Below are 20,830 nucleotides of genomic sequence, written 5' to 3'. Positions count from 1 at the left end.
TCATTCCGTATGCAAGGAATCCCCCCGGCCCACGGCGAAGTACAGCAACCCCGCGCGCTTGACCGCCTGCGGGTCGAATAGATTACGCCCATCGATCACCACCGGCATGCGCAGCGTCTCCTTGAGCCAAGCGAAGTCGATGCTACGAAAGGCCTTCCACTCGGTGCAGATCACCAAGGCGTCGGCACCTTCCACGGCTTGCTCGCGATTCTCGACAAGGGCGAGGTCGTCGCGCTGGCCGTAAATCCGGCGGCACTCGTCCATGGCTTCCGGATCGAAAGCTTGAACGCGTGCCCCTGCCGCCCATAGCGACTCCATCAAGGCACGGCTCGGTGCCTCGCGCATGTCGTCGGTGTTGGGCTTGAAGGCCAACCCCCACACGGCGATCGTCTTGCCGGCCAGATCACCGTCGAAAGCTTGCGAGAGCTTGGCGAAGAGCGTGGCTTTCTGGCGCTGGTTGACACCTTCCACGGCCTCGAGCAGTTCGGCGCGATACCCGATCTCACCGGCGGTCCTCGCCAGCGCCTGTACGTCCTTGGGGAAGCACGAACCGCCATAACCGCAACCGGGATAGATGAAGTGATAGCCGATGCGCGGGTCGCTGCCGATGCCGCGACGGATCTGCTCGATATCGGCACCCAGGCGCTCGGCGAGATTGGCGATCTCGTTCATGAAGCTGATCTTGGTGGCCAGCATGGCGTTGGCGGCGTACTTGGTCAGCTCGGCGCTACGGATATCCATGAACATCAACTTTTCATGGTGACGGTTATAAGGACCGTAGCACTCGCGCATGATGGCGCGCACACGTTCGGCATCGGTGCCGACGATGATTCGCGCGCCATGGGTGAAGTCCTCGATGGCAGCGCCTTCCTTGAGGAATTCGGGGTTGGAGCAGACATCGACGGTCAGCGAAGCGCCCCGGGCATCGAGCTCGCTCTGTACGGCACCGCGCACCTTGTCCGCCGTCCCCACCGGCACGGTCGACTTGTCGACGACGACCTTATCGTCGCCCATGTGTTGGCCGATGCTGCGCGCCACGGAGAGGACGTACTGTAGATCCGCACTGCCATCTTCGTCGGGCGGCGTACCCACGGCGATGAACTGCAGCGGCGCGAAATCGACGGCGAACGCCGCATCGGTAGTGAAACGTAGGCGCCCTTCCTCGACATTACGACGCACCATGGCGTCGAGCCCTGGCTCGTAAATGGGAATCTCGCCGCGCTCGAGGCGCGCGATCTTGTCGGCGTCGACGTCCATGCACATGACCTCGTGCCCCACATCCGCCAGGCAGGTTCCAGTGACCAGGCCCACGTACCCCGTGCCGAAGATGCTGATTCTCATCGTGTGTCGTCCTTTACGTGTCATGTCATCAAAAAAGCGTGGGCGTCAAACCCGAGTGGGTATCAAACTTGATAGAAGGCGCGATACCAGTCGACGAAGCGGGCCACGCCTTCCTCGACGCCGACCGCCGGGCGGTAATCGACCGCTTCGAAAAGCGCCTCGGTATCCGCCCAGGTACGCGGCACGTCACCGGGTTGCATGGGTTGATAATCGCATTGCGCGGTGCGCCCGGTCACGCGCTCCAGAGCGCGCACGAAATCCATCAATGCCACGGGGCTCCCGTGGCCAATATTATAGAGTGCAAACGGTGCGGCACTTTGATCCGGCGCCGTCGCTTGCCGTTCGGCATCGGCCTGGGGAATCACGTCCTGAATGCGTACCACGCCCTCGACGATATCGTCGATATAGGTGAAATCCCGCGACAGCTCGCCGTGGTTGAAGATCGGTAGCGGCTCGCCGGCAAGAATCGCGCGAGTGAACTTGAACATCGCCATGTCCGGGCGTCCCCACGGGCCATAGACGGTGAAGAAACGAAGCCCCGTGGAAGGAATGTCGTACAAGTGCGCGTAGCTGTGCGTCATCAGCTCATTGGACTTCTTGGTCGCGGCATAGAGGCTAATGGGGTGATCAACAGCGTCGGCGGTCGAGAACGGCACATGCGCATTCTGCCCGTATACCGAGCTCGACGAGGCATAAACCAGATGCGGCACCTGCTGTTGGCGGCAGCCTTCCAATACGTTGAGGTGACCGACGAGGTTGGACTGCGCGTAGACATGCGGATTGTCGAGCGAGTAGCGCACGCCAGCCTGCGCGGCGAGATGAATCACCCGCTCGAAGCGCTCACCAGCAAAGAGCGCTTGCATGGCCGCCTGGTCAGCGAGGTCCACGCGCTCGAAGCGCACATTGGGATACCCGGCCAGATCGTCGAGGCGCGCCTGCTTGAGCGCCACGTCGTAGTAATCGTTTAGATTGTCGATGCCGACGATGGTGTGGCCATCGGCCGCCAGGCGCTTGGCCACGGCATGACCGATGAACCCGGCCATGCCCGTAATCAGAATATTCATGGGGTTACCGGTCTCTCCTGTGATGGCGCGCACTATAGCATGGCGCTTGGGACGCGCCGATCCATGCATCGCGCTTCATTGACGAGGCGCAAGCCAGGCGACGATACCCACGAACAAGAGCACCAGAGCGAGCAACGAAATACCGTCGAGCACGTTTTCCAGCGACGGCAAGCGCGGATCGTCCGCGGCCACCTGATGCGCATTGTGCATGCCCTGCAGCGCCAACTGCCCCACGGCCGCGATCAACGTCAGCATCATCCCCAACGGCAGGCTGGCGCGCAGCCATGTCGGCAAGCGCAGGAACGACAGTCGAGGCCGAGAGGGAGGCTGTTTCTGCGTCTTGGCGCTCGCCCGAGAGGAACCTTTGCGTGAGGCGGTATTGGTACGCTTGGACGTGTTCTTGCCGCGTTGCTTGCCGGAAGACGACGCACGCCGCCCCATCCAGCGATAGACCAGCATGGTAAAGGCGGCTGTCAGCGCCACCGCAGAAATCAGGATGGAAAGGAACAAGGAAAGCGAGGCCATGGAATCCCGTTATCTTTCGAAGAAGAATAATGACAAGGATACCAGCGATGGCCTCGCGGTTCAGGCACGGCGTGGGCCGATGCCAACGTATCGACACATCGGATTAGGCACTTTGCAGACACTGCCTAGGGCATCAGTTGCCCACCGTTGACCTCGACGATCTGGCCGGTGACATAACCGCTCAAGGCATCGGTGGCCAGAAACAAGAACGCCCCCACGCACTCCTCGGGCGTACCGAGTCGCCCCATGGGAATGCCGGCACGCATGGCCTCGAGCTGAGCGTCGCTACTGTGTCGATCGTGGAATGGCGTGACGATGACTCCCGGCGCCACGGCATTGACGCGAATGTTATCCGCCGCGAGCTCCTTGGCCATGCCCCGCGTGAACGAACTCACGAACGCCTTGGCCGAGGCATACAACGACGCGCCGGGGCCGCCACCGTTGCGTGCGGCCACCGAAGTGGTGTTGATGATCTTGCCGCCCTCACCCTGACGACGGAAATGCGCGATGGCCGCGCGCGTCGCCAGCGTCACCGAGCGGACGTTGAGATCCATGACCCGCGCGTAATGCTCGGCCTCGATATCACCCGCCGGTACGCGTCCCAGCATGTCGCCGGCGTTATTGATCAAAATGTCCAGACCGCCCAATTGCGCGACGGCCCGATCGACGACGGCGACCGCTCCTTCGGCGGTACTGACATCCTGCTGCAGCGTGAACGCCTTGCCACCGTCGCGTTCGATCACCTCGGCCACTTGGCGCGCCGGCGCTTCGCTGGCGTTGTAGTGCACGACGACATGCGCGCCGAGCGCACCGAAACGCTGGGCAACGGCGGCCCCGATCCCCGTGCTCGCACCCGTGACCAACACACGCTTGCCATGCAATTCCTCGAACATCGTGATCTCCTTGATTGCTAGAACGTGTCTCGCACGCCTGTCATACATCACACAGAATGTCGTTCAAGGATTTCAGATCGTCGCGCCCTCGGGCATTAGACTTAGGTGTCGTTCGCGCCGTCCGCCGGCAACAGCGCCTCGCTGGCCAACTGCCGCAGATGAGCGATCAACTCGTCGGCGGCCGCGGAGTGTGGCTCTTGACGACGCGTAATGATGCCGTAGTAGTCCAGCGGCTTGCCGATCACACGTTCGAGCACGACGTATTGCCCGCCCGCCAGCGGACGTCGCATCACCGAGCGCGGCAATACCGCCAGCATGTCCGAGGACTGCAGCAATTGCAGGGTTGCCTGAATCGAAGTGGTTTCGACCACATTGGCCGGCGTGGCGATGCCCTCTTCCGCCAGGGCCGACTCGAATACGCCACGCATGGGGCTCGACAACGGATGCAGGATCCAGGGCCAGTGACTCAGTTCGTCCAATCCCGGAGCGTGCTCAAGCCGCGTCAAAGGATGATCGCGGCGCACCACGACCCGCAGCGGTTCGTCCAGCAACGGCTCGAAATCGAATAGATTGTGCTGACTGACATGCGTCAAACGTCCGATGACGACATCCAGGCGCTTGTGCTCGAGTTCGAGCAACAAGCGATCGCTGGTTTGCTCCTGCAGGCTCACCGATAAGCGTGGCCGATCACGTTTGAGCCGTGCAATCGCCGCCGGCAGGATTTCCGGCGCGGCAGCGGCGATGGCGCCGATCAGCAGCTGGCCATAGCCCCCTTCACGCAGATCATTGATGTCATCCACCAGACGTTCCATGTCATTGAGCAGGATCCACGCATGGCGAATGACCTGCTCGCCCAGCTCGGTGGGCTGCATGGCCCGCGGCAAGCGTTCGAAAAGCGCGAAACCGAAATACGCCTCTAGATCGCGCAGCATCTTGCTCGCCGCCGGCTGACTCAGATGCATGACCCGCGCCGTGGCATGCATGTTGCGGCTCTCAGCCAAAGTGGTCAGCAACATCAGATGCTTGAAACGCAACCAGGCACACAGATGTGCATGTGAAAGCTTGCTCGCCGTCATGATCGCCCTTCCTGATAACCAGAACGAATCACAATGCCATAAACTTCGATTGGATTGTGATTTCAATGCGGCCATAGCCTGAGCGAAACGCTAACAACAATTCCCGCCTTGGCAATGCCAAGGTCACAAGGAGTCCGCCATGAGTTCGATCATCAACTACCTCACCAAGATACGCTTCGGCGACGATGCCCTGGACGATCTCGCCGACGAATTGGCACAGCTCGGTGTCGCCACACCCTTGATCGTGACCGATGCCGGGCTCACCGCCAGCGGACTGGTCACACGCGTTCAAGAGGCCATCGGCGGTACACGTCCAGTCCCGGTTTACGACGGCACGCCTGCCAATCCCACCGAGATCGCCATCGAAGACGCCGTGGCCAGTTTCCGCGAGCATGCCTGCGACGGCATCGTCGCGCTGGGCGGCGGGTCGAGCATCGACCTCGCCAAGGGGGTCGCCCTGCTGGCCAGCCATCCCGCGCCATTGCGGCAATATGCGATGATTGAGGGCGGTGCCGCCCATATCAGCAGCCAGGTGCTGCCATTGGTGGCGATTCCCACCACGGCGGGAACGGGTAGCGAGGTCGGACGCGCCGCCCTGATCAGCATGCGCGATGAACGTAAGCTCGGCTTCCTCTCGCCGCATCTGATTCCCGACGTGGCGATCTGCGATCCACTGCTGACGCTATCGCTACCGGCGCACCTGACCGCCGCCACCGGCATGGACGCCATCGCGCATTGTGTCGAGACATTTCTCAGCCCACGCTTCAATCCACCCGCCGACGCCATCGCCCTGGACGGATTGCAGCGTGCCACGCGCTATATTCGCACTGCCGTAAGCGATGGTAGCAACCTGGAAGCACGCCGGGAGATGTTGATGGCCGCCACGCAAGGCGCCTTGGCGTTCCAGAAAGGCCTCGGCGCCGTGCACTCTCTTTCTCACGCCCTGGGCGGCTTCCACGACCTGAAGCTTCATCATGGCACGCTCAATGCCTTGCTGATGCCCATCGTGCTGCGCTTCAACCAAGACCATTGCGGCGAAAAGTTCGCCCGGCTTCGCGATGCGATGGGGCTGGCCCCCGGTACGGACGTCGTCGAGGCCTTTACTCAGCTCAACATCGACTTGGGCTTGCCCACGCGTTTGAGCGACCTGGGCGTTACGCGCGAACGCCTGGCACCGGTTGCCCAATGGGCGCTGGAAGACCATTCCACTGCCACCAATCCGCGTGCTCCGACACATGACGATTTTCAGCGAATGCTCTTGGAGGCGCTATGAAGATCGTTTTTATAGAAGCTTAACTAACTGAAAAAAGAGGAGATTCAATCTACTCGATAGACCAAAGTCTAGACAAATGAATATTGCGCACAATGTACATTAAGAACTAACTTGAAAGACGCATCCCGTGCACGACAACACTTCATGACACGCCAATAACAAGGATCGATCATGCTCAAACTGCACAACAAAGCCGGACTCACCAGCATCGCCGTCCTGCTCACCGCCATCGCCGGGCCGGCCCTCGCCGACTACCCAGAGAAACCCATCACCATCATCGTCCCCTGGGCCGCTGGCGGCGGTACCGACGCCACCGCCCGCACCATCGCCAAGGCCATGGAAGAAGAACTCGACGCGACGGTCAACGTCGTCAACCGCACTGGCGGTAGTGGCGTGGTGGGCCACAGCGCCATTGCCCGCGCCAATCCCGACGGTTATACGCTCGGCCTGGTCACAGGCGAGATCAATATGATGCATTGGCAAGGCCTCACCGATCTGACCTACCGGGATTACACACCCATCGCACAGATCAACTACGACTACGCGGGTGTTCAGGTCGCCGCCGATGGTCCCTTCGATGACCTCGAAGACCTGGTCAAAACCGTAGGCGAACAACCCAAGGGCACTTACACCGCCTCCGGTACCGGCCAAGGGGGCGTCTGGCACCTGGCGTTCGCCGGCTTCTTGATGGATCAAGGCCTGGAACCCGACCGCGTCACCTGGATCCCCAGCCAAGGCGCAGCACCCGCCATGACCGAACTCGCCGCTGGCGGCATCGACATCGTGCCAAGCTCGGTGCCCGAGGGCCGCTCGATGATCGAGTCCGGGCGTGCCGCAAGCCTGGGGATCATGGCACCCGAACGCCTCGACAGCTTCCCCGACGTGCCCACGGTCCAGGAGGCCATCGGCAGCGACTACCAGATCGGTGAATGGCGCGGCATCGCAGGCCCCAAAGGCATGGATCCCGAGATCGTCTCGACACTGGAAGATGCGCTGGAAGCCGCCTACAACAGCGACACCTACCAAGGGTTCATGGCCAAGCAAGGCTTCGGTACCGAATGGCGCAATGCCGAGGACTTCGGCCAGCTGATGGAGGACATGGACGAACGCTTTGGCAAGATCGTTGAACAAGTCGGTTTGGCCAAATAGCCGGGAGGCCACGATGAAAGACTTTCTCCTCGGCCTCGCGTTCATTGCAGCGGGCGCTATCGTCTATGTCGTGGCCCAAGGGTTCCCCACCATGCCGAGCCTGCAATACGGGCCGTCACTGTTTCCCTCCCTCATCGGGGGAGGGTTCATGATTGGTGGCCTGATACTCGCCATCAGTCGTGTCGGGGCACTCAAGGGCATCGGACACGGTATGACCTGGCGCATGGAGCGTGAGCAGTTGCGCAACACGCTGCTCTCGCTGCTGCCCGCCCTGGCCATCGTTTTCTATATTCTCACCAGCGAGTGGCTGGGCGCCCTGCTCAGCCTCGCTCTGATCATGTTCGTATTGATGCTGGCACGGCGCACGTCGCCTCTGCTGGCACTTGGCGTTTCCCTCGTCGCAGCACTGGTCATCGACCTGTTGTTTTCTCGCTACTTGCTCATTCCCCTTCCTGAGGGACTATTGGGCGTCTGGGGGTAAGTAAGTCATGGATGCATTTCTGCAAGGCCTGGCACTGGTCTTCAATTTCCAGACATTGCTGGTCATCTTCGGTGCCGCCATCTTTGGGGTCTTCGTCGGCGCCGTGCCTGGGCTGACCGCCACCATGGCCGTTGCGCTTCTGGTTCCCATCACCTTCTACATGGACCCGACGCCCGCCATCGCGGCCATTGTCACCACGTCGGCGATGGCGATCTTTGCCGGTGACATTCCCGGTACCTATCTCAATATACCCGGTACGCCCGCCTCAGCCGCCTACGTCGGCGAATCGCACCAGTTGGCACGACAAGGGCGCGCGCGCGAAACGCTGGGTACCAACCTGGTGTGCTCGATATTCGGCGGGTTGTTCGGCACGCTGGTGCTGGTCTTCGTATCGCCCTCGCTGGCCGAGGTCGCGCTCAAGTTCAGCTCGTTCGAGTATTTCTGGCTGGCCTTGCTGGGTCTGAGCTGCTCGATTTTCATTTCTATCGGCTCCAAGACCAAGGCCTTCCTGTCCTTGCTAGTGGGGCTGCTGCTTTCCACCGTCGGCCTCGACATGATGAGCGGTGCGCCGCGCTTCACGTTCGGCATTCCGGATTTGATGGCCGGCATCAATTTCATCCCCGTGATGATCGGCATGTTCGCGCTCAATGAGCTGATGATGTTCTACAGTTCCAGCAACGAGGGGCGCAACGTCCCCGCCGTGCACAAGGACAAGGTCTTCGGCAGCGTTCCCAAGCACCTCAAGCACTACTGGCGCAATCTGCTGCGCGGCAGCTCGACCGGTACCCTGATCGGTGCCCTGCCCGGTGCAGGCGCGGACATCGCGGCGTGGATTTCCTACGCCATGGGCAAGAGCCGGTCGAAGAACCGGGAAGCCTACGGGACCGGTCACATCGAAGGCATCGTCGATGCCAGCTCGGCCAACAATTCCGGTATCAGCGGCGCCTGGGTGCCAGCGCTGGTCTTCGGCATCCCCGGCGACTCGATCACCGCCATCGTCATCGGCGTGTTGTACATGAAGGGCATGAACCCCGGCCCCACCATCTTCATGGACGGTGGCGGCCTGGTCTACGCTCTGTTCACGGTGTTCTTCATCGCCAACTTGATCATGCTGCCCATCGGCTATATCGCCATTCGCTCGGCGAAGGTCTTCATCCTGACCCCGCGCAAGATCCTGATGCCGATCATCCTGTGCTTCTGCATCGTCGGCGCCTTCGCCATCAATAACGCCATCACCGATGTATGGATCATGCTGATCATTGGTCTGGTGGCCTACATCCTGGCTCGCAACGACTTCCCCATGGCCCCGGCCATTCTGGGGCTGGTACTTGGCGGCACGCTGGAAAACAACTTCATGAGCTCGATGCTCAAGAGCAACGGCGACCTGCTCAGTTTCTTCTCGCGCCCGATCAGCGCGAGCCTGGGCGCCATGGTTATCCTGATCTGGTTCTTGCCGTTATTCATTCGTCTCTATCGCCGTTATCGCGGCGCTCCCCAATCTTCGAGGACGCCATGACCACCTACTCTCCTGAACACCTCCATGAGCTCTTGACGGCCCTCTTCGAGGAGGCCGGCGCACATCGAGAGGTCGCCGACACCACCGCCGATGTACTGGTCGAGGGCGACCTTCTCGGCCACCACACGCATGGCATCAAGCTGGCGAATGGCTATCTCAAGGACCTAAAAGCCGGCAAAGCAAGTGGCGACCCCGACACACTCGAGATGACGGAAAGCAGCCCCGTGGCCGCCGTGATCGATGGACACTATGTATTGGGGCCTTATCTGATAAGGCGTGCTCTGGAGCATGCCCGGCAAGCGGCCGAAGGCTTTGGCATCGGCATCGTCACGCTCAAACGCTCCCATCACATCGCCTGCCTGGCGGCTTATCTGCGCCCTCTCGTCGAACGCGACCTGGTGCCCGTCGTGCTCAGCTCGGACCCCGCGGTAGCGTCAGTCGCACCTTATGGCGGCATAACCCCGGCGTATACGCCAAATCCGCTGGCGATCGGCATCCCGGGTCGCGACAATCCCATGCTGATCGATGTCAGCATGTCGAGCATCACCAACGGCACCGTCAACAAGACACGCGCCGAGGGCGGCAAGCTCGCACATCCCGCCATCCTCACCAACCGGGGAACGGCCAGCGACGACCCCGAGGACTTCTTCACCACCCCGCCCGGCAGCATTCTGCCACTTGGGGGGCAAGCCTTCGGCCACAAGGGATTCGCCCTGGGTCTGATGGTCGAGGCGCTGACCTCGGCTCTCGGCGGTTTCGGTCGCAAGGACGCCCCCACACAATGGGGCGCCTCGGCCACCGTGATGGTCATCGATCCGGCGCGTTTCGGCGGCACCGATGCCTTCGTCGAGGAAACCGACTTCCTCACCCGGCGCTGCCTCGAGTCCGAGCGCGCCGACCCCGACGTCGCGGTGCGCTTACCTGGCCAGTCCGGCCTCGCCAAGCGGCAGCAGTATCTACGTGAGGGAATTCCTCTGCCCGATGATGTCGTCGAGTCGCTACGCCAGGCCGTCGCTGGCTCGACATTGGCAGACGGATCGTTGAGTCGCGCACTGGGTCTATGACCGAAGAAATGATACGTGACCGGGGAATAAGATGACAAAAGATCAGAACATGCATGACACCCAGACCATCGGTGTCATCGGCACTGGCCTCATGGGCGCGCCGATGGCCCGCCGTATCGCCGAGGCGGGCCATCGGGTCCGCGCCTGGAACCGCACGCCCGACAAGACAGAGACACTACGCGAGCACGGTATCGAAGTAGCCCATTCGGCGAACGACACCGCCACCGACGCCGATTTCATCATCGTCATGCTCAGCTCGGGACCGGTATGCGATGACGTCTTGCTAGGCGACGACGGCGTGATCGCCCACATGGCACCCGGTGCGATTCTGGTGGTGATGAGTTCGATCCCGGTCGAGACTGCCAGAGGCCAGGCGCAGGCCGCCGAAACAGCGGGCGTCGGCTATCTGGATGCACCTGTTTCCGGCGGCGAACGCGGCGCCATCGACGGTAAGTTGGCGATCATGGTCGGCGGCGAAACGGACACCTACGCTCGAGCGCGAGCGCTTTTTTCACACCTCGGACGCGACGTGCATGTCGGTCCCGCCGGGAGTGGTCAACTCGCCAAGCTGGCCAATCAGACGATCGTCGCCAATACCATCGCCACGGTGGCCGAGGCTCTGCTACTCGCTGAACGCGGCGGTGCCGACCCCGGCAAAGTGCGCGAGGCCTTGCTGGGCGGCTTCGCCGACTCGACGATCCTTCAAGTCCACGGCGAACGCATGCTAAAGGAAGATTTCCGTCCCGGCGGACCCGCCAAATGGCAATGGAAGGACACACAAACAGCCCAAGCGCTCGCGGATGAGCTGTCACTCGAGCTTCCGGTATCCCGTCTGGTGGATGGCTTGTTCGCCGATATGGTCGCGCACGGCGACGGCGATTTGGACCACAGCGCCCTGATCCGCGAGCTGCGCCGGCGCAACGGCGAACGCCCGAGCTGACCGGCGGCAAGTCACCGATCAGGAAGGCGCGACCTCGCGCAGATAGTCCGGCACTTCAATGGCACCGGCCTCGCGGAAGTCGCTCAGGCGCGTCTGCACCTGGGATTCGGAGCGCGCCAAATGTTCTTCGAGAGCGCGCCCTGCATCTTCGCCGCGACGGGCACGCGCTTTTTCGAACACATGGCGGTGTTCGTCAAAGAATGGCGCCACGCTGGGCAATTCGATCGACGAGCCCAATAGGTGCTTGCTGATCAATAGAATCGGGCGTGTGCGACGCAACATGGTCATGATTTCGGCATTGTTACCGCGCATCAGTGCCTCGTGGTGCAGATCGTTCTCGAGGGCATCGAGCAATGCGCTGGGCACCTTGGGGTAATCGCGCGCGGCATCGTCCAAGCGCGTCAGATAACGCTGTATATCCGCGTCGCTCAACGTCTCGGCGGCACGGGTCATCATGAACGGTTCTAGCTGACGCCGTGCCTGGTAAAGATCGTGCAGGCGCGTATCGTCCAGCGGCACCACCGTCCAACTGCTGTACTTGACCTTTTCCACCACCCCGATGCTCTGCAGATACAGCAGAATACGATGCGTCAGGGTCCGGCTCACCGACAACGAGCGCGCCAGTTGCAACTCATTGAGTTCGAAGCGCCCTTTCATCGAGCACAGCACCACGTCGCGCTCTACGCTTTCGGCATGCGCCCGCCAAGTATCCGTGCGTTCGATACGTGAGGCGCGGAAATCGCTCCTGCCCAGCGAACGGCGCACCGCGTCGCCAGGTTGCGCCCCCACTTGGTAGCCACGCCCTTCGAAGCGACAGATTCGTCCTTCTTCATGGAGGCGAGCCAAGGTCTGGCGGACCGGCGAACGGCTCATCGCGAAATGCTCGGCGAGATGTCCTTCCAGCAGCACCAACCCCGGCTCGAGGCGTCCATCCTCGATGGCCTCGCGGACTACCCGATAAAGTTGATCCTTCAACGATCTGGCCATGCGGCTGTCGTACTCCCCGATTAATGTGCCCACGCGCGCTTCGAGCGTCCTTTAACGTGATGCCAGCGCGGTACTCATCAGGTGATCGCGCCGACCATCCAGGGCACGAATTCATTGCTGCCATAGCCTAGCGATTCGCTGGCACTGGCGTCGCCGGACGCGACGGCGACGATCCGTTCGAAGATCGCCTCGCCCATCTCCTCCACCGAGACGTCACCGTCGATGATGGCGCCGCAGTTGAGATCCATATCCTCTTGCATGGTCTCATACATGTGCGTGTTGGTGGCCAGCTTGAGGCACGGCGCCGGTTTGAAGCCGGAGACCGAGCCACGCCCGGTGGTGAAGCACACCACGGTCGCCCCCGAGGCGATCTGTCCGGTGACCGAGACCGGGTCATAGCCGGGACTGTCCATGAAATTGAAGCCCGGCACCTTGAGCGGCTCGGCGTACTCGAGCACATCGTTGAGGCTCGATGCCCCACCCTTGGCCACCGCGCCCAGGGATTTTTCCAGAATCGTCGACAGGCCGCCGGCCTTATTGCCCGGCGAAGGGTTATTGTTGAGCTCCGCACCGTTGATCTCGGTGTAATGCTTCCACCAAGCGATGCGTGCCAGCAGCTTACGCGCGACATCTACATCGACCGCGCGATCCAACAACAAATGCTCGGCGCCGTAAATCTCCGGCGTTTCGCTCAGGATCGCGCTGCCTCCATGACGCACGATCAGATCGGCAGCGTGTCCCAACGCCGGATTGGCGGTGATACCCGAGTATCCGTCCGAACCACCACATTGCAGCGCTACGCTCAAGTGATGGAGCGGCGCGGGGCGGCGCTCATCGCGTTCATGGCTGCGCGCCATGTCCAGCACCTTGTCACAAGCCATCTGGATGCTGGCGCGCGTACCGCCGACCTGCTGAATGTTGAAGTAGGCCAGACGCCCGGCCTCTTCCAGCCCCGACTTTTCCACCAGTTGCTTGACCTGGTTGGTCTCGCAGCCCAACCCGATGATTACCACGTGCGCGAAGTTGGGATGCCGCGCATAGCCCGCGATGACACGCTCGAGAAATGCAAACCCCTCGGACTCGGTATTCATCGCGCAACCCGAACCGTGGGTAATCGGCACCACGCCATCAAACCCCAGCGCCGCGATCTCACCCTCCGCATTGAGCCGTTCAGCAGCGACCTTGGCCACGGTCGCCGAGCAGTTCACGGTCGACAGAATACCGATGTAGTTGCGGGTGCCTACCTGCCCATTGGGACGGTGATAGCCCATGAAGGTGCGCCGCGAATCACTCGCCGACGTGCGCGGAAATGGCTCGAAGCCCTCCAGCGCCGTATCGCGCTCGAGCATGGCAAGATTATGAGTATGCACGTGTTCGCCGACGTCGATATCGCGGCTCGCCCGGCCGATGACCTGGCCGTACTTGATGACGTTGTCTCCCTCAGCGAGCGGTGTCAGCGCCACCTTGTGTCCGGCATCGATATTGTGACGTGCCACGCACTCGTCGACGCCGAGCGGCAGGCCTTCCGGCACGGCACGCGTGGCGACCCCCACGTTATCGGTCGCATTGAGTCGGATGACCGACGGTGTCGTATTGATGAGCTGCATGATGGACCTCGGTAACAAGGACACGCCTCGCCGCCACGGTGGGACGCATCGGTTTCGGGACATTGCTTCTAAATCTACTCTCAGACGCCGATCGGAAAACGTCGATTAGACCAACGTCACAATATTGAATATTGCACACAATGTTCAATTAAAATCTTAACGCACCATGAGCAGCCTCGCGAGCCCTCGCATCACGCGATAACTAGAAGAAATCGCCACAATAAAATTGCGATTGGCCTGTTATTGATGGTTCGCCTTAGTCTGATCCTGAAAACACTCGTTGACGCGGCGCAGACCGCTCTCTCTTCAGGACCCTAGATCATGACCACGATTACCCACCTGCAAGCGCGTGATATTCGCTTCCCCACCTCGCGGCAGCTCGACGGCTCGGACGCCATGAACGCAGCGCCGGATTATTCGGCCACCTACGTGACCCTCACCACCGATGCCGACGATGACCATCAAGGCCATGGCCTGACCTTTACCATCGGGCGCGGCAACGATGTCTGCGTCAAGGGCGTCGAGGCGTTGGCCTCGCGTATTGTGGGGCGCGATCTCGACGCGATAACCGCCGATATGGGCACCTTCTGGCGCGATCTCACCAGTGGTGATAGCCAACTGCGTTGGCTGGGACCGGAAAAGGGCGTCATGCACCTGGCGGCGGCGGCCATCGTCAACGCCGTATGGGATCTATGGGCCAAGCGCGAAGGCAAACCGGTCTGGAAGCTGCTGGCGGACATGTCTCCCGAACAGTTGGTTCAGTGCCTGGACTTCCGTTTCGTTACCGATGCGCTGACGCCGCAGGAGGCCATCGCCTTGCTCAAGCGCAAGGAAGCCGGCAAAGGCGAGCGCGAAGCCCATATGCGCGCCGAGGGCTATCCCGGCTATACCACTTCCGCCGGTTGGCTCGGCTACTCCGAGGACAAGATGCGGCGCCTGGCGCGCGAAGCGCTGGCCGAAGGCTGGACGCATTTCAAGCAGAAGGTCGGCGGCAATCTAGAGGAGGATCGCCAACGCGCCCGCATACTGCGTGACGAAATCGGCTGGGACCGTGAGCTGATGATGGACGCCAACCAGATGTGGGACGTGGACGAAGCCATCGCCAACATGCGCGACCTGGCGGAATTCGATCCGCTGTGGATCGAGGAACCCACCAGCCCCGACGACATTCTCGGCCATGCCGAAATTCGTCGCCGTCTCGACCCCATGGGTGTCGCCACCGGCGAGCACTGCCATAACCGCGTGATGTTCAAGCAGCTATTGCAGGCCGACGCCATCGACTATTGCCAGATCGATGCCGCGCGGCTGGGCGGACTCAACGAAGTGATCCTGGTGCTGCTGATGGCCGCCAAGTTCGATGTGCCGGTCTGCCCGCATGGCGGTGGCGTGGGGCTGTGCGAGTACACTCAACACATCTCGCTGTTCGACTATATTGCCGTCTCCGGCTCGCTGGACGGCCGCATCCTCGAATACGTCGACCATCTTCATGAGCATTTCGTCGATCCGGTACGTATTGAGCGTGGTCGCTATCAGGTACCCGAAGCCCCCGGCTACAGCATCACCATGCATGACGACTCTCTCGAACGTCATCGCTACCCCGAGGGAGAGGCCTGGCATGCGGCTTCCAACGAAAATTAATTGGCCATCTACGACTAACGATGAAGTCTCAACGGGGGGCATCTAGGTGTATGTTCAACATTAAGATGCTCAAGAGCAGACACACCATCTGCCGAGGACATCGCGTGACCCATCAGTAGGCAAGGGTTTCTGGTGCAGGTCGCGATGATACCGGTGTCATTCGTGACACACATGCCAGCACTAACCATCAGTTCCAGGAGGACAAGATGACAACAACCACAACGACACGCTTTGTTTCGGTCGTCGGCGGTGCCTTTCTCGGCTTGACCGCACTGAGCGCCTCCGCGGCGACCGAAATGCCCCCACTGCCCGACGTCACAGGCGACAAGGTTCAAGCCGATGGCGACTTCAAGATCAAATTCAGCATCGGTACCACGGAATCCGGCGCGCAATACCGCGGCCTCGAGTATTTCGAGAAGATCGTCGAACAACGTAGTGACGGGCACATCCAAGTGGATCTCTTCCCCGGTGCGCAGCTAGGCGATGACCGCGAAGCCACCAGCGCACTCCAGGCCGGCACGCTGGAAATGACCATGCCGTCCACCTCACCGCTCGTGAACATGTTCCCGCAGTTCGCCGTATTCGACCTGCCGTTCCTGTTCCCACAGCCGGAAATGGCGGATGCCGTGCTCGATGGCGAGATCGGTCAGCAAATGCTCGAAGATGCGTCCTCTCAGGGCCTCGTCGCCATCGGCTGGGGCGAGAATGGTTATCGCCAGTTGACCAACAGTCAGCATCCCGTCGAAAAGCCGGAAGATCTCGATGGTCTGAAGATCCGCACCATGGAAAACGATCTCCACCTGGATATCTGGCGGACACTGGGTGCCAACCCCACGCCGATGTCCTTCGCGGAACTGTTCACGGCGCTTGAGCAAGGTGTCGTCGATGGCCAGGAAAACCCCTGGATCACCATCGAGTCGTCCAAGTTCAACGAAGTGCAGGACTACGCCACTGAAACCAACCACGTCTACACGCCATTCATCACCTTGGTCTCTGCTCGCTTCTGGGATCGTCTGCCAGAGGACTATCAAGCGTTGGTTCGCGACGCGGCCACCAAGATGGGCGATTACCAGCGTGAAGTTAGCCGTACGCTGAACGATCAGATCAAGCAAGACCTGAAAGATTCAGGCATGCAGATCACCGAATTGAGCCCCGAGCAAGTCAAGGTCTTCCAGGACCAGCTGGAACCGGTCTATGAAGATTGGCGCGACGAGATCGGCGGCGAGCTGATCGACGACATCCGCGAGCAGGTGCAGCAGGCACAAGAGCAAGAATAAGCACCACACATCCTAAGTAGCACACGTACGCAGGGAAGGTCGGTCACGCCCTTCCCTGCTTTTGGCATCAACACGATAAGCATCCCCTCCTTGGAGGCTTCATGAAGTCACGTTCGGGTAACGCCTACTTGAACAAGCTGATAAGCGGATTGGACGTCATCATCGGGCTCCTCGTCATTGGCGTGGTCGTTACCGTCTCGATGAACGTCTTCGGGCGCTTCATATTCAGCTACTCCTTTGCCTGGGCAGCGGAAATTTCACGCTTGTTCTTCATCTGGATGGTGCTACTCGGCGCGGGCATCGCCAGTCTAACCAACGAACATGTCGCCGTGACCTTATTCAAGGACAAGGCGCCTCCCATACTGCAGAAGATTTTCGCCCTGCTTGCAGCAGCGATCATCTATGCCGTTTGCATCAGTATCTTCCTCGGTTTCAACAACATCATCTCAGGCTATGTGGGGACGACCCCCTTCCTGGGCATTTCCAAGACCGTCCTCTATAGCGCGATGGTGGTCATGGCAGTACTCACCATCATCGGTAACACGATTTTTCTCTATAAAGTCTTCAAGCGAGGTGCGGCATGATCCTATGGAGCATTCTCTTAGGGCTGTTCGCCTGCATCGTGATCGGCATGCCGATCTCGTTTGGCCTGGCCGCGATCTGCCTGTTCATCTTCCACTTCGCCGACTACGGCCTCTCCTCGCTGGTATCGGAAGCCGTCAACGGGCTTGACTCGTTCCCCTTGCTGGCTATCCCTCTATTCATCCTCGTTGGCGAGGTCATGAGCTCGGGCGGCATCGCCAAGCGCCTAGTACGCCTGGCCAGCGCCATGGTCGGCTTCGTCGCCGGCGGTCTGGGCCAAGTGACCGTGCTGACCTCGATGTTCTTCGGCGGCATCAGCGGCTCCGCCGTGGCGGACGCCTCCGCGGTGGGTAGCATGATGATCAACCCCATGAAGCAACACGGCTATTCGGGGCCGCGCGCCACCGCCATCGTCGTCGCTGCCTCGGTGGTCGGCATCATCATTCCACCGTCTATCCCGATGATTCTCTTCGGGGTCGTGACCGGCACCTCTATTTCGCAGCTGTTCATGGCCGGTATCGTACCGGGGATTCTGATCACCATGGGCCTCGCCATGGCGACGTATTTCCAGTCCAAGAAGACCGGCTCCGCGCAGCCGTTCGACTTCAAGGAACTGATCGCCGCCCTCAAGGACTCGGTGCTCGCGTTGCTGCTGCCGATCATCATCGTCGGCGGAATCTTGAGTGGTGTCTTCACGCCCACCGAAAGCGCCGCGATCGCCCTGCTGTACGCCGTGGTAGTCTCGATGTTCGTGTATCGCAGCCTCACCATGAAAAGCTTCTTCGCCCTATGCGTTTCCACCGGCCGCTTGACCGGGGTGGTCTTGCTGTTGCTGGCGTTTGCTAGCGTTCTGGCGTGGCTTTTGACCGCCAACCTTATTCCACAGCAGATCGTCGTCATGCTCTCGGAGCTGTCCCAGAACAAGTACTTCATTCTGGGTATTCTGACGCTGTTCCTGTTGGTCGTGGGCTTCTTCATGGACCTGACGCCGGCCATGGTCATTCTGGCGCCGTTGATGACGCCCGTGGTGGTCAAGCTCGGCATCGACCCGGTCTACTTCGGCGTTCTGATGTCGTTCGTACTCGGTATCGGTCTGATCACACCGCCAGTGGGCACCGTGCTCTATGTCGGCTGTGGGGTCGGCAAGGTCAAGCTCGAAGAACTGGTCAAGAGCCTGCTGCCCTACTACTTCACGCTGATCGCGCTGCTCATCGCGTTCCTGGCCTTCCCTGGCCTGGTGCTCTGGTACAAGTGACATGAAAGGACAACGAGACGATACGATGCCGATCGATACCGCCGAGCTACATCGTTTTCTGACCGAGCTGCTGGGCGCTAGCGGGGTCATCGACGACCCCGCGGAGTTTGCTCGCTACACCACCGACTGGGCCGGCGACAAAGGGGGCGATCCCTGGATGATCGCCCGTCCCGGCACCCCCGAACAGGTCGCCGACATCGTCGCGTTCTGTCATCGTCACCAGATTCCCATGGTGGCGCAGGGAGGCCATTCAGGCCTCGTCGGCGGCGCGCAACCCGATCCCGAGCGCGGCGAACTAATGATCAGCCTCGAGCGGCTGAACCGGATTCGGCATCTCGATCCCATCAACTTCAGCATGAGCGTCGATAGCGGCTGCATCCTGCAAAACGTCAAGGATGCCGCCGAAGAGGCGGATTGCTACTTCCCGCTCGCTCTCGGCGCACAAGGAAGTTGTCAGATAGGCGGCAACGTCTCCACCAACGCCGGCGGGCTCAACGTGTTGCGCTACGGCATGATGCGTCAGTTGGTGCTAGGGCTCGAGGTCGTGCTGCCCGACGGTCGCCTGTGGAACGGCATGCATGCTCTGCACAAGGACAACCGCGGTTACGACCTCAAGCAGTTGTTCATCGGTGCCGAAGGCACGCTGGGCATCATCACCGGCGCAGTGCTCAAGCTCGCGCCTCGGCCGCAGACGAGCCGCACCGCACTGATCGCGGTGCCCGATGTCGCCTCGGCATTGGCGCTTTACGCCCAGGCACGCCGTAGTTGTTGTGACCTGCTCTCGGCGTTTGAGTTGATTCCACGTGTGTGCATGGAACTGGCATTCGAGGCGGCGCCGGATCTCCCCGACCCGCTCGACGAGGCGCACCCGGTCTATGTCTTGATGGAGGTCTCGGCCAGCGGCCCGGTGGATCTCGATGCCATGATCGAGCATCTCTTCGAGACGGGCTCGGAGCAGGGCCATGTGCTGGATGGCGTACTCGCCAGCAGCGAGTCTCAGGCGGCCCAGCTATGGCAGATACGTGAAAGCATGCTGGAAGGCCAGCAGATGCGGGGCGAACACCTGCGCACCGATATCTCGCTGCCCATTTCGTCGTTGACGGCGTTCTGTGACGCCGCCAATCACGCCATGGCCCAGCGCTCGCCGGAGACACAGGTCATCGCCTACGGCCACATCGGCGACGGTAACCTGCACTTCAACCTGCTACCACCCGCGAATCTCGATCTCGAGGCCAAGAAGGCGCTGCTGCATGAGCTGGAAGAAGTCTTGTTCGATCTCGTCGATGCGCACCATGGCAGCATCAGTGCCGAGCATGGCATCGGGCGCGTCAAACAGGCACCTTTCCTCGAGGATTTGGGCGAGACCGAGTACACGCTATTGAAAGGCCTCAAGCACCTCTTCGACCCGGAGGGACTAATGGCCGCCGGCCGCATCCTGCCGCGGTGATCTCGGGAAAGCCCGATATCCGGGAAACAGGACAGCTACTCAGCGAAAAAAACCCGCAATACATGATCGAGGTGGACTTCCATGGCCTGACGCGCCGCGGCCGGGTCGCGTGCCTCGATCGCGGCCACCAGGCGCTCGTGGTCTTCCTGCGAGCGCTGCGGCATGCCGGTCTCCATGAACAACTCCTGCAGGCGCCGGAACATGACGCCGTACTGGTGGCCCAGCAGGTGCTTGATCAACAGCGCATAGGCCGCATTGCCCGAGGCTTCGGCGATGCGGATGTGCAAAAGCCGATCTCCCGCCAGATTGCCACCACCATGGTTGTTATCGTAGATGTTGCGCTCCAGCGCCGCGCGTATGGCACTCAAGTCCTCGTCGCTGGCGTTCATCGCCGCCAGGGCCGCATTCTCGGGTTCGAGGTAACGCCGCGCCTGCAATAGGGAAAACGGCGGTATCTCCTCGTCGAGATTGAGTTCGATCTCGCTGGCGAACTCAGGATCGAGCGCCCACGGCTCCTTGCGCGCCGCGGCTTGCATCACCGAGCCCGGTGGCATGGCGTCGACTTCCTTGACCAGTACCCCATGCCCCACGCGCACCTCGACAATGCCCACGACTTCCAAGGCGATCAGCGCCTCACGCACCGATGCGCGGCTGACGCCCAGCTGCTGCGCCAGATCCCGCTCGGGCGGTAATAGTGACCCCGGGGGAAACTCAC

At 61.1% G+C, this 20,830-nt stretch carries 19 protein-coding genes; 11 read left to right on the top strand and 8 right to left on the bottom strand.

The features are described from left to right. The 5 genes from L1075_RS14925 to L1075_RS14905 form a co-directional block, all read right to left on the bottom strand. Positions 1–1,341, bottom strand: coding sequence for a UDP-glucose dehydrogenase family protein (locus tag L1075_RS14925; protein ID WP_075370392.1), 1,341 nt, complete (start codon positions 1,339–1,341; stop codon positions 1–3). A 62-nt stretch (positions 1,342–1,403) separates the two neighbouring features. Further along, the gene (locus tag L1075_RS14920; RefSeq protein ID WP_246942602.1) at positions 1,404–2,405 is read right to left on the bottom strand and encodes an NAD-dependent epimerase; all 1,002 of its coding nucleotides are present in this window, start codon (positions 2,403–2,405) and stop codon (positions 1,404–1,406) included. A 75-nt stretch (positions 2,406–2,480) separates the two neighbouring features. After that, entirely contained in the window at positions 2,481–2,930 is a 450-nt protein-coding gene (locus L1075_RS14915; RefSeq protein ID WP_075370390.1) for a hypothetical protein, read from the bottom strand. A gap of 125 nt (positions 2,931–3,055) precedes the next feature. After that, entirely contained in the window at positions 3,056–3,823 is a 768-nt protein-coding gene (locus tag L1075_RS14910; protein ID WP_246942600.1) for an SDR family NAD(P)-dependent oxidoreductase, read from the bottom strand. Positions 3,824–3,924: 101 nt separating this feature from the next. Beyond that, the gene (locus L1075_RS14905; protein ID WP_246894563.1) at positions 3,925–4,899 is read right to left on the bottom strand and encodes a LysR family transcriptional regulator; all 975 of its coding nucleotides are present in this window, start codon (positions 4,897–4,899) and stop codon (positions 3,925–3,927) included. 139 nt (positions 4,900–5,038) lie between these two features. On the opposite strand from L1075_RS14905, the gene L1075_RS14900 reads away from it, so the two are divergent. The 6 genes from L1075_RS14900 (at position 5,039) to L1075_RS14875 (ending at position 11,322) form a co-directional block, all read left to right on the top strand. Further along, on the top strand, positions 5,039–6,172 hold the full coding sequence (locus L1075_RS14900; RefSeq protein WP_246942598.1) for an iron-containing alcohol dehydrogenase: 1,134 nt from the start codon (positions 5,039–5,041) through the stop codon (positions 6,170–6,172). A 171-nt stretch (positions 6,173–6,343) separates the two neighbouring features. After that, positions 6,344–7,321, top strand: a complete 978-nt coding sequence (locus L1075_RS14895; RefSeq protein ID WP_246942596.1) for a tripartite tricarboxylate transporter substrate binding protein — start codon at positions 6,344–6,346, stop codon at positions 7,319–7,321. Between the two features lie 13 nt (positions 7,322–7,334). Continuing rightward, entirely contained in the window at positions 7,335–7,802 is a 468-nt protein-coding gene (locus tag L1075_RS14890) for a tripartite tricarboxylate transporter TctB family protein (protein WP_246894560.1), read from the top strand. Positions 7,803–7,809: 7 nt separating this feature from the next. Further along, the gene (locus L1075_RS14885) at positions 7,810–9,318 is read left to right on the top strand and encodes a tripartite tricarboxylate transporter permease (RefSeq protein WP_246942594.1); all 1,509 of its coding nucleotides are present in this window, start codon (positions 7,810–7,812) and stop codon (positions 9,316–9,318) included. Continuing rightward, positions 9,315–10,382 carry an Ldh family oxidoreductase gene (locus L1075_RS14880; RefSeq protein WP_246942593.1) on the top strand — a complete coding sequence of 356 codons (1,068 nt, stop codon included), beginning with the start codon at positions 9,315–9,317 and terminating at the stop codon, positions 10,380–10,382. Before L1075_RS14885 ends, L1075_RS14880 begins: the two co-directional genes overlap by 4 nt. A gap of 49 nt (positions 10,383–10,431) precedes the next feature. Next, a complete protein-coding gene (locus tag L1075_RS14875; protein ID WP_246942591.1) occupies positions 10,432–11,322 on the top strand; it encodes an NAD(P)-dependent oxidoreductase in 891 nt (296 codons plus the stop codon). A gap of 18 nt (positions 11,323–11,340) precedes the next feature. Here L1075_RS14875 and L1075_RS14870 read toward each other — a convergent pair whose 3' ends face one another. Both L1075_RS14870 and L1075_RS14865 read right to left on the bottom strand, forming a co-directional pair. Beyond that, positions 11,341–12,309 (bottom strand): GntR family transcriptional regulator, encoded by a 969-nt coding sequence (locus L1075_RS14870; protein WP_246894556.1) that lies wholly within the window; start codon positions 12,307–12,309, stop codon positions 11,341–11,343. Positions 12,310–12,386: 77 nt separating this feature from the next. Then, a complete protein-coding gene (locus L1075_RS14865) occupies positions 12,387–13,916 on the bottom strand; it encodes a UxaA family hydrolase (protein ID WP_246942588.1) in 1,530 nt (509 codons plus the stop codon). Between the two features lie 321 nt (positions 13,917–14,237). Here L1075_RS14865 and L1075_RS14860 point away from each other — a divergent pair, with 321 nt between their 5' ends. From L1075_RS14860 to L1075_RS14840, 5 genes are all read left to right on the top strand, one after another. Beyond that, on the top strand, positions 14,238–15,554 hold the full coding sequence (locus L1075_RS14860) for an L-fuconate dehydratase (RefSeq protein WP_246942587.1): 1,317 nt from the start codon (positions 14,238–14,240) through the stop codon (positions 15,552–15,554). A 206-nt stretch (positions 15,555–15,760) separates the two neighbouring features. Beyond that, positions 15,761–16,831 (top strand): TRAP transporter substrate-binding protein, encoded by a 1,071-nt coding sequence (locus L1075_RS14855; protein ID WP_246894553.1) that lies wholly within the window; start codon positions 15,761–15,763, stop codon positions 16,829–16,831. Positions 16,832–16,932: 101 nt separating this feature from the next. Further along, positions 16,933–17,415, top strand: a complete 483-nt coding sequence (locus L1075_RS14850) for a TRAP transporter small permease (protein WP_246894552.1) — start codon at positions 16,933–16,935, stop codon at positions 17,413–17,415. Beyond that, positions 17,412–18,668 carry a TRAP transporter large permease gene (locus tag L1075_RS14845; protein ID WP_246942585.1) on the top strand — a complete coding sequence of 419 codons (1,257 nt, stop codon included), beginning with the start codon at positions 17,412–17,414 and terminating at the stop codon, positions 18,666–18,668. The genes L1075_RS14850 and L1075_RS14845 overlap by 4 nt, the downstream gene beginning before the upstream one ends. A gap of 25 nt (positions 18,669–18,693) precedes the next feature. Next, positions 18,694–20,115 (top strand): FAD-binding oxidoreductase, encoded by a 1,422-nt coding sequence (locus L1075_RS14840; RefSeq protein ID WP_246894551.1) that lies wholly within the window; start codon positions 18,694–18,696, stop codon positions 20,113–20,115. Positions 20,116–20,150: 35 nt separating this feature from the next. Here the strand turns inward: L1075_RS14840 and L1075_RS14835 are convergent. Continuing rightward, the coding region (locus tag L1075_RS14835; protein ID WP_246942583.1) for a FadR/GntR family transcriptional regulator at positions 20,151–20,830 on the bottom strand (680 nt) is incomplete at its 5' end.

The organism is Chromohalobacter beijerinckii, from assembly GCF_023061185.1.
GTDB classification, from domain to species: Bacteria; Pseudomonadota; Gammaproteobacteria; order Pseudomonadales; family Halomonadaceae; genus Chromohalobacter; species Chromohalobacter beijerinckii.
The sequence above is the reverse complement of the archived record's forward strand: the minus strand, read 5'-3'. Positions and strand labels throughout refer to the sequence as shown.

What these genes read in the sequence shown, in the direction of transcription:
- L1075_RS14885 (WP_246942594.1), top strand. Translation starts at nt 7,810, where the DNA reads ATGGATGCATTTCTGCAAGGCCTGGCACTGGTCTTCAATTTCCAGACA.
- L1075_RS14905 (WP_246894563.1), bottom strand. Translation starts at nt 4,899, where the DNA reads ATGACGGCGAGCAAGCTTTCACATGCACATCTGTGTGCCTGGTTGCGT.
- L1075_RS14910 (WP_246942600.1), bottom strand. Translation starts at nt 3,823, where the DNA reads ATGTTCGAGGAATTGCATGGCAAGCGTGTGTTGGTCACGGGTGCGAGC.
- L1075_RS14880 (WP_246942593.1), top strand. Translation starts at nt 9,315, where the DNA reads ATGACCACCTACTCTCCTGAACACCTCCATGAGCTCTTGACGGCCCTC.
- L1075_RS14875 (WP_246942591.1), top strand. Translation starts at nt 10,432, where the DNA reads ATGCATGACACCCAGACCATCGGTGTCATCGGCACTGGCCTCATGGGC.
- L1075_RS14860 (WP_246942587.1), top strand. Translation starts at nt 14,238, where the DNA reads ATGACCACGATTACCCACCTGCAAGCGCGTGATATTCGCTTCCCCACC.
- L1075_RS14925 (WP_075370392.1), bottom strand. Translation starts at nt 1,341, where the DNA reads ATGAGAATCAGCATCTTCGGCACGGGGTACGTGGGCCTGGTCACTGGA.
- L1075_RS14840 (WP_246894551.1), top strand. Translation starts at nt 18,694, where the DNA reads ATGCCGATCGATACCGCCGAGCTACATCGTTTTCTGACCGAGCTGCTG.
- L1075_RS14915 (WP_075370390.1), bottom strand. Translation starts at nt 2,930, where the DNA reads ATGGCCTCGCTTTCCTTGTTCCTTTCCATCCTGATTTCTGCGGTGGCG.
- L1075_RS14850 (WP_246894552.1), top strand. Translation starts at nt 16,933, where the DNA reads ATGAAGTCACGTTCGGGTAACGCCTACTTGAACAAGCTGATAAGCGGA.
- L1075_RS14855 (WP_246894553.1), top strand. Translation starts at nt 15,761, where the DNA reads ATGACAACAACCACAACGACACGCTTTGTTTCGGTCGTCGGCGGTGCC.
- L1075_RS14870 (WP_246894556.1), bottom strand. Translation starts at nt 12,309, where the DNA reads ATGGCCAGATCGTTGAAGGATCAACTTTATCGGGTAGTCCGCGAGGCC.
- L1075_RS14845 (WP_246942585.1), top strand. Translation starts at nt 17,412, where the DNA reads ATGATCCTATGGAGCATTCTCTTAGGGCTGTTCGCCTGCATCGTGATC.
- L1075_RS14900 (WP_246942598.1), top strand. Translation starts at nt 5,039, where the DNA reads ATGAGTTCGATCATCAACTACCTCACCAAGATACGCTTCGGCGACGAT.
- L1075_RS14865 (WP_246942588.1), bottom strand. Translation starts at nt 13,916, where the DNA reads ATGCAGCTCATCAATACGACACCGTCGGTCATCCGACTCAATGCGACC.
- L1075_RS14890 (WP_246894560.1), top strand. Translation starts at nt 7,335, where the DNA reads ATGAAAGACTTTCTCCTCGGCCTCGCGTTCATTGCAGCGGGCGCTATC.
- L1075_RS14920 (WP_246942602.1), bottom strand. Translation starts at nt 2,405, where the DNA reads ATGAATATTCTGATTACGGGCATGGCCGGGTTCATCGGTCATGCCGTG.
- L1075_RS14895 (WP_246942596.1), top strand. Translation starts at nt 6,344, where the DNA reads ATGCTCAAACTGCACAACAAAGCCGGACTCACCAGCATCGCCGTCCTG.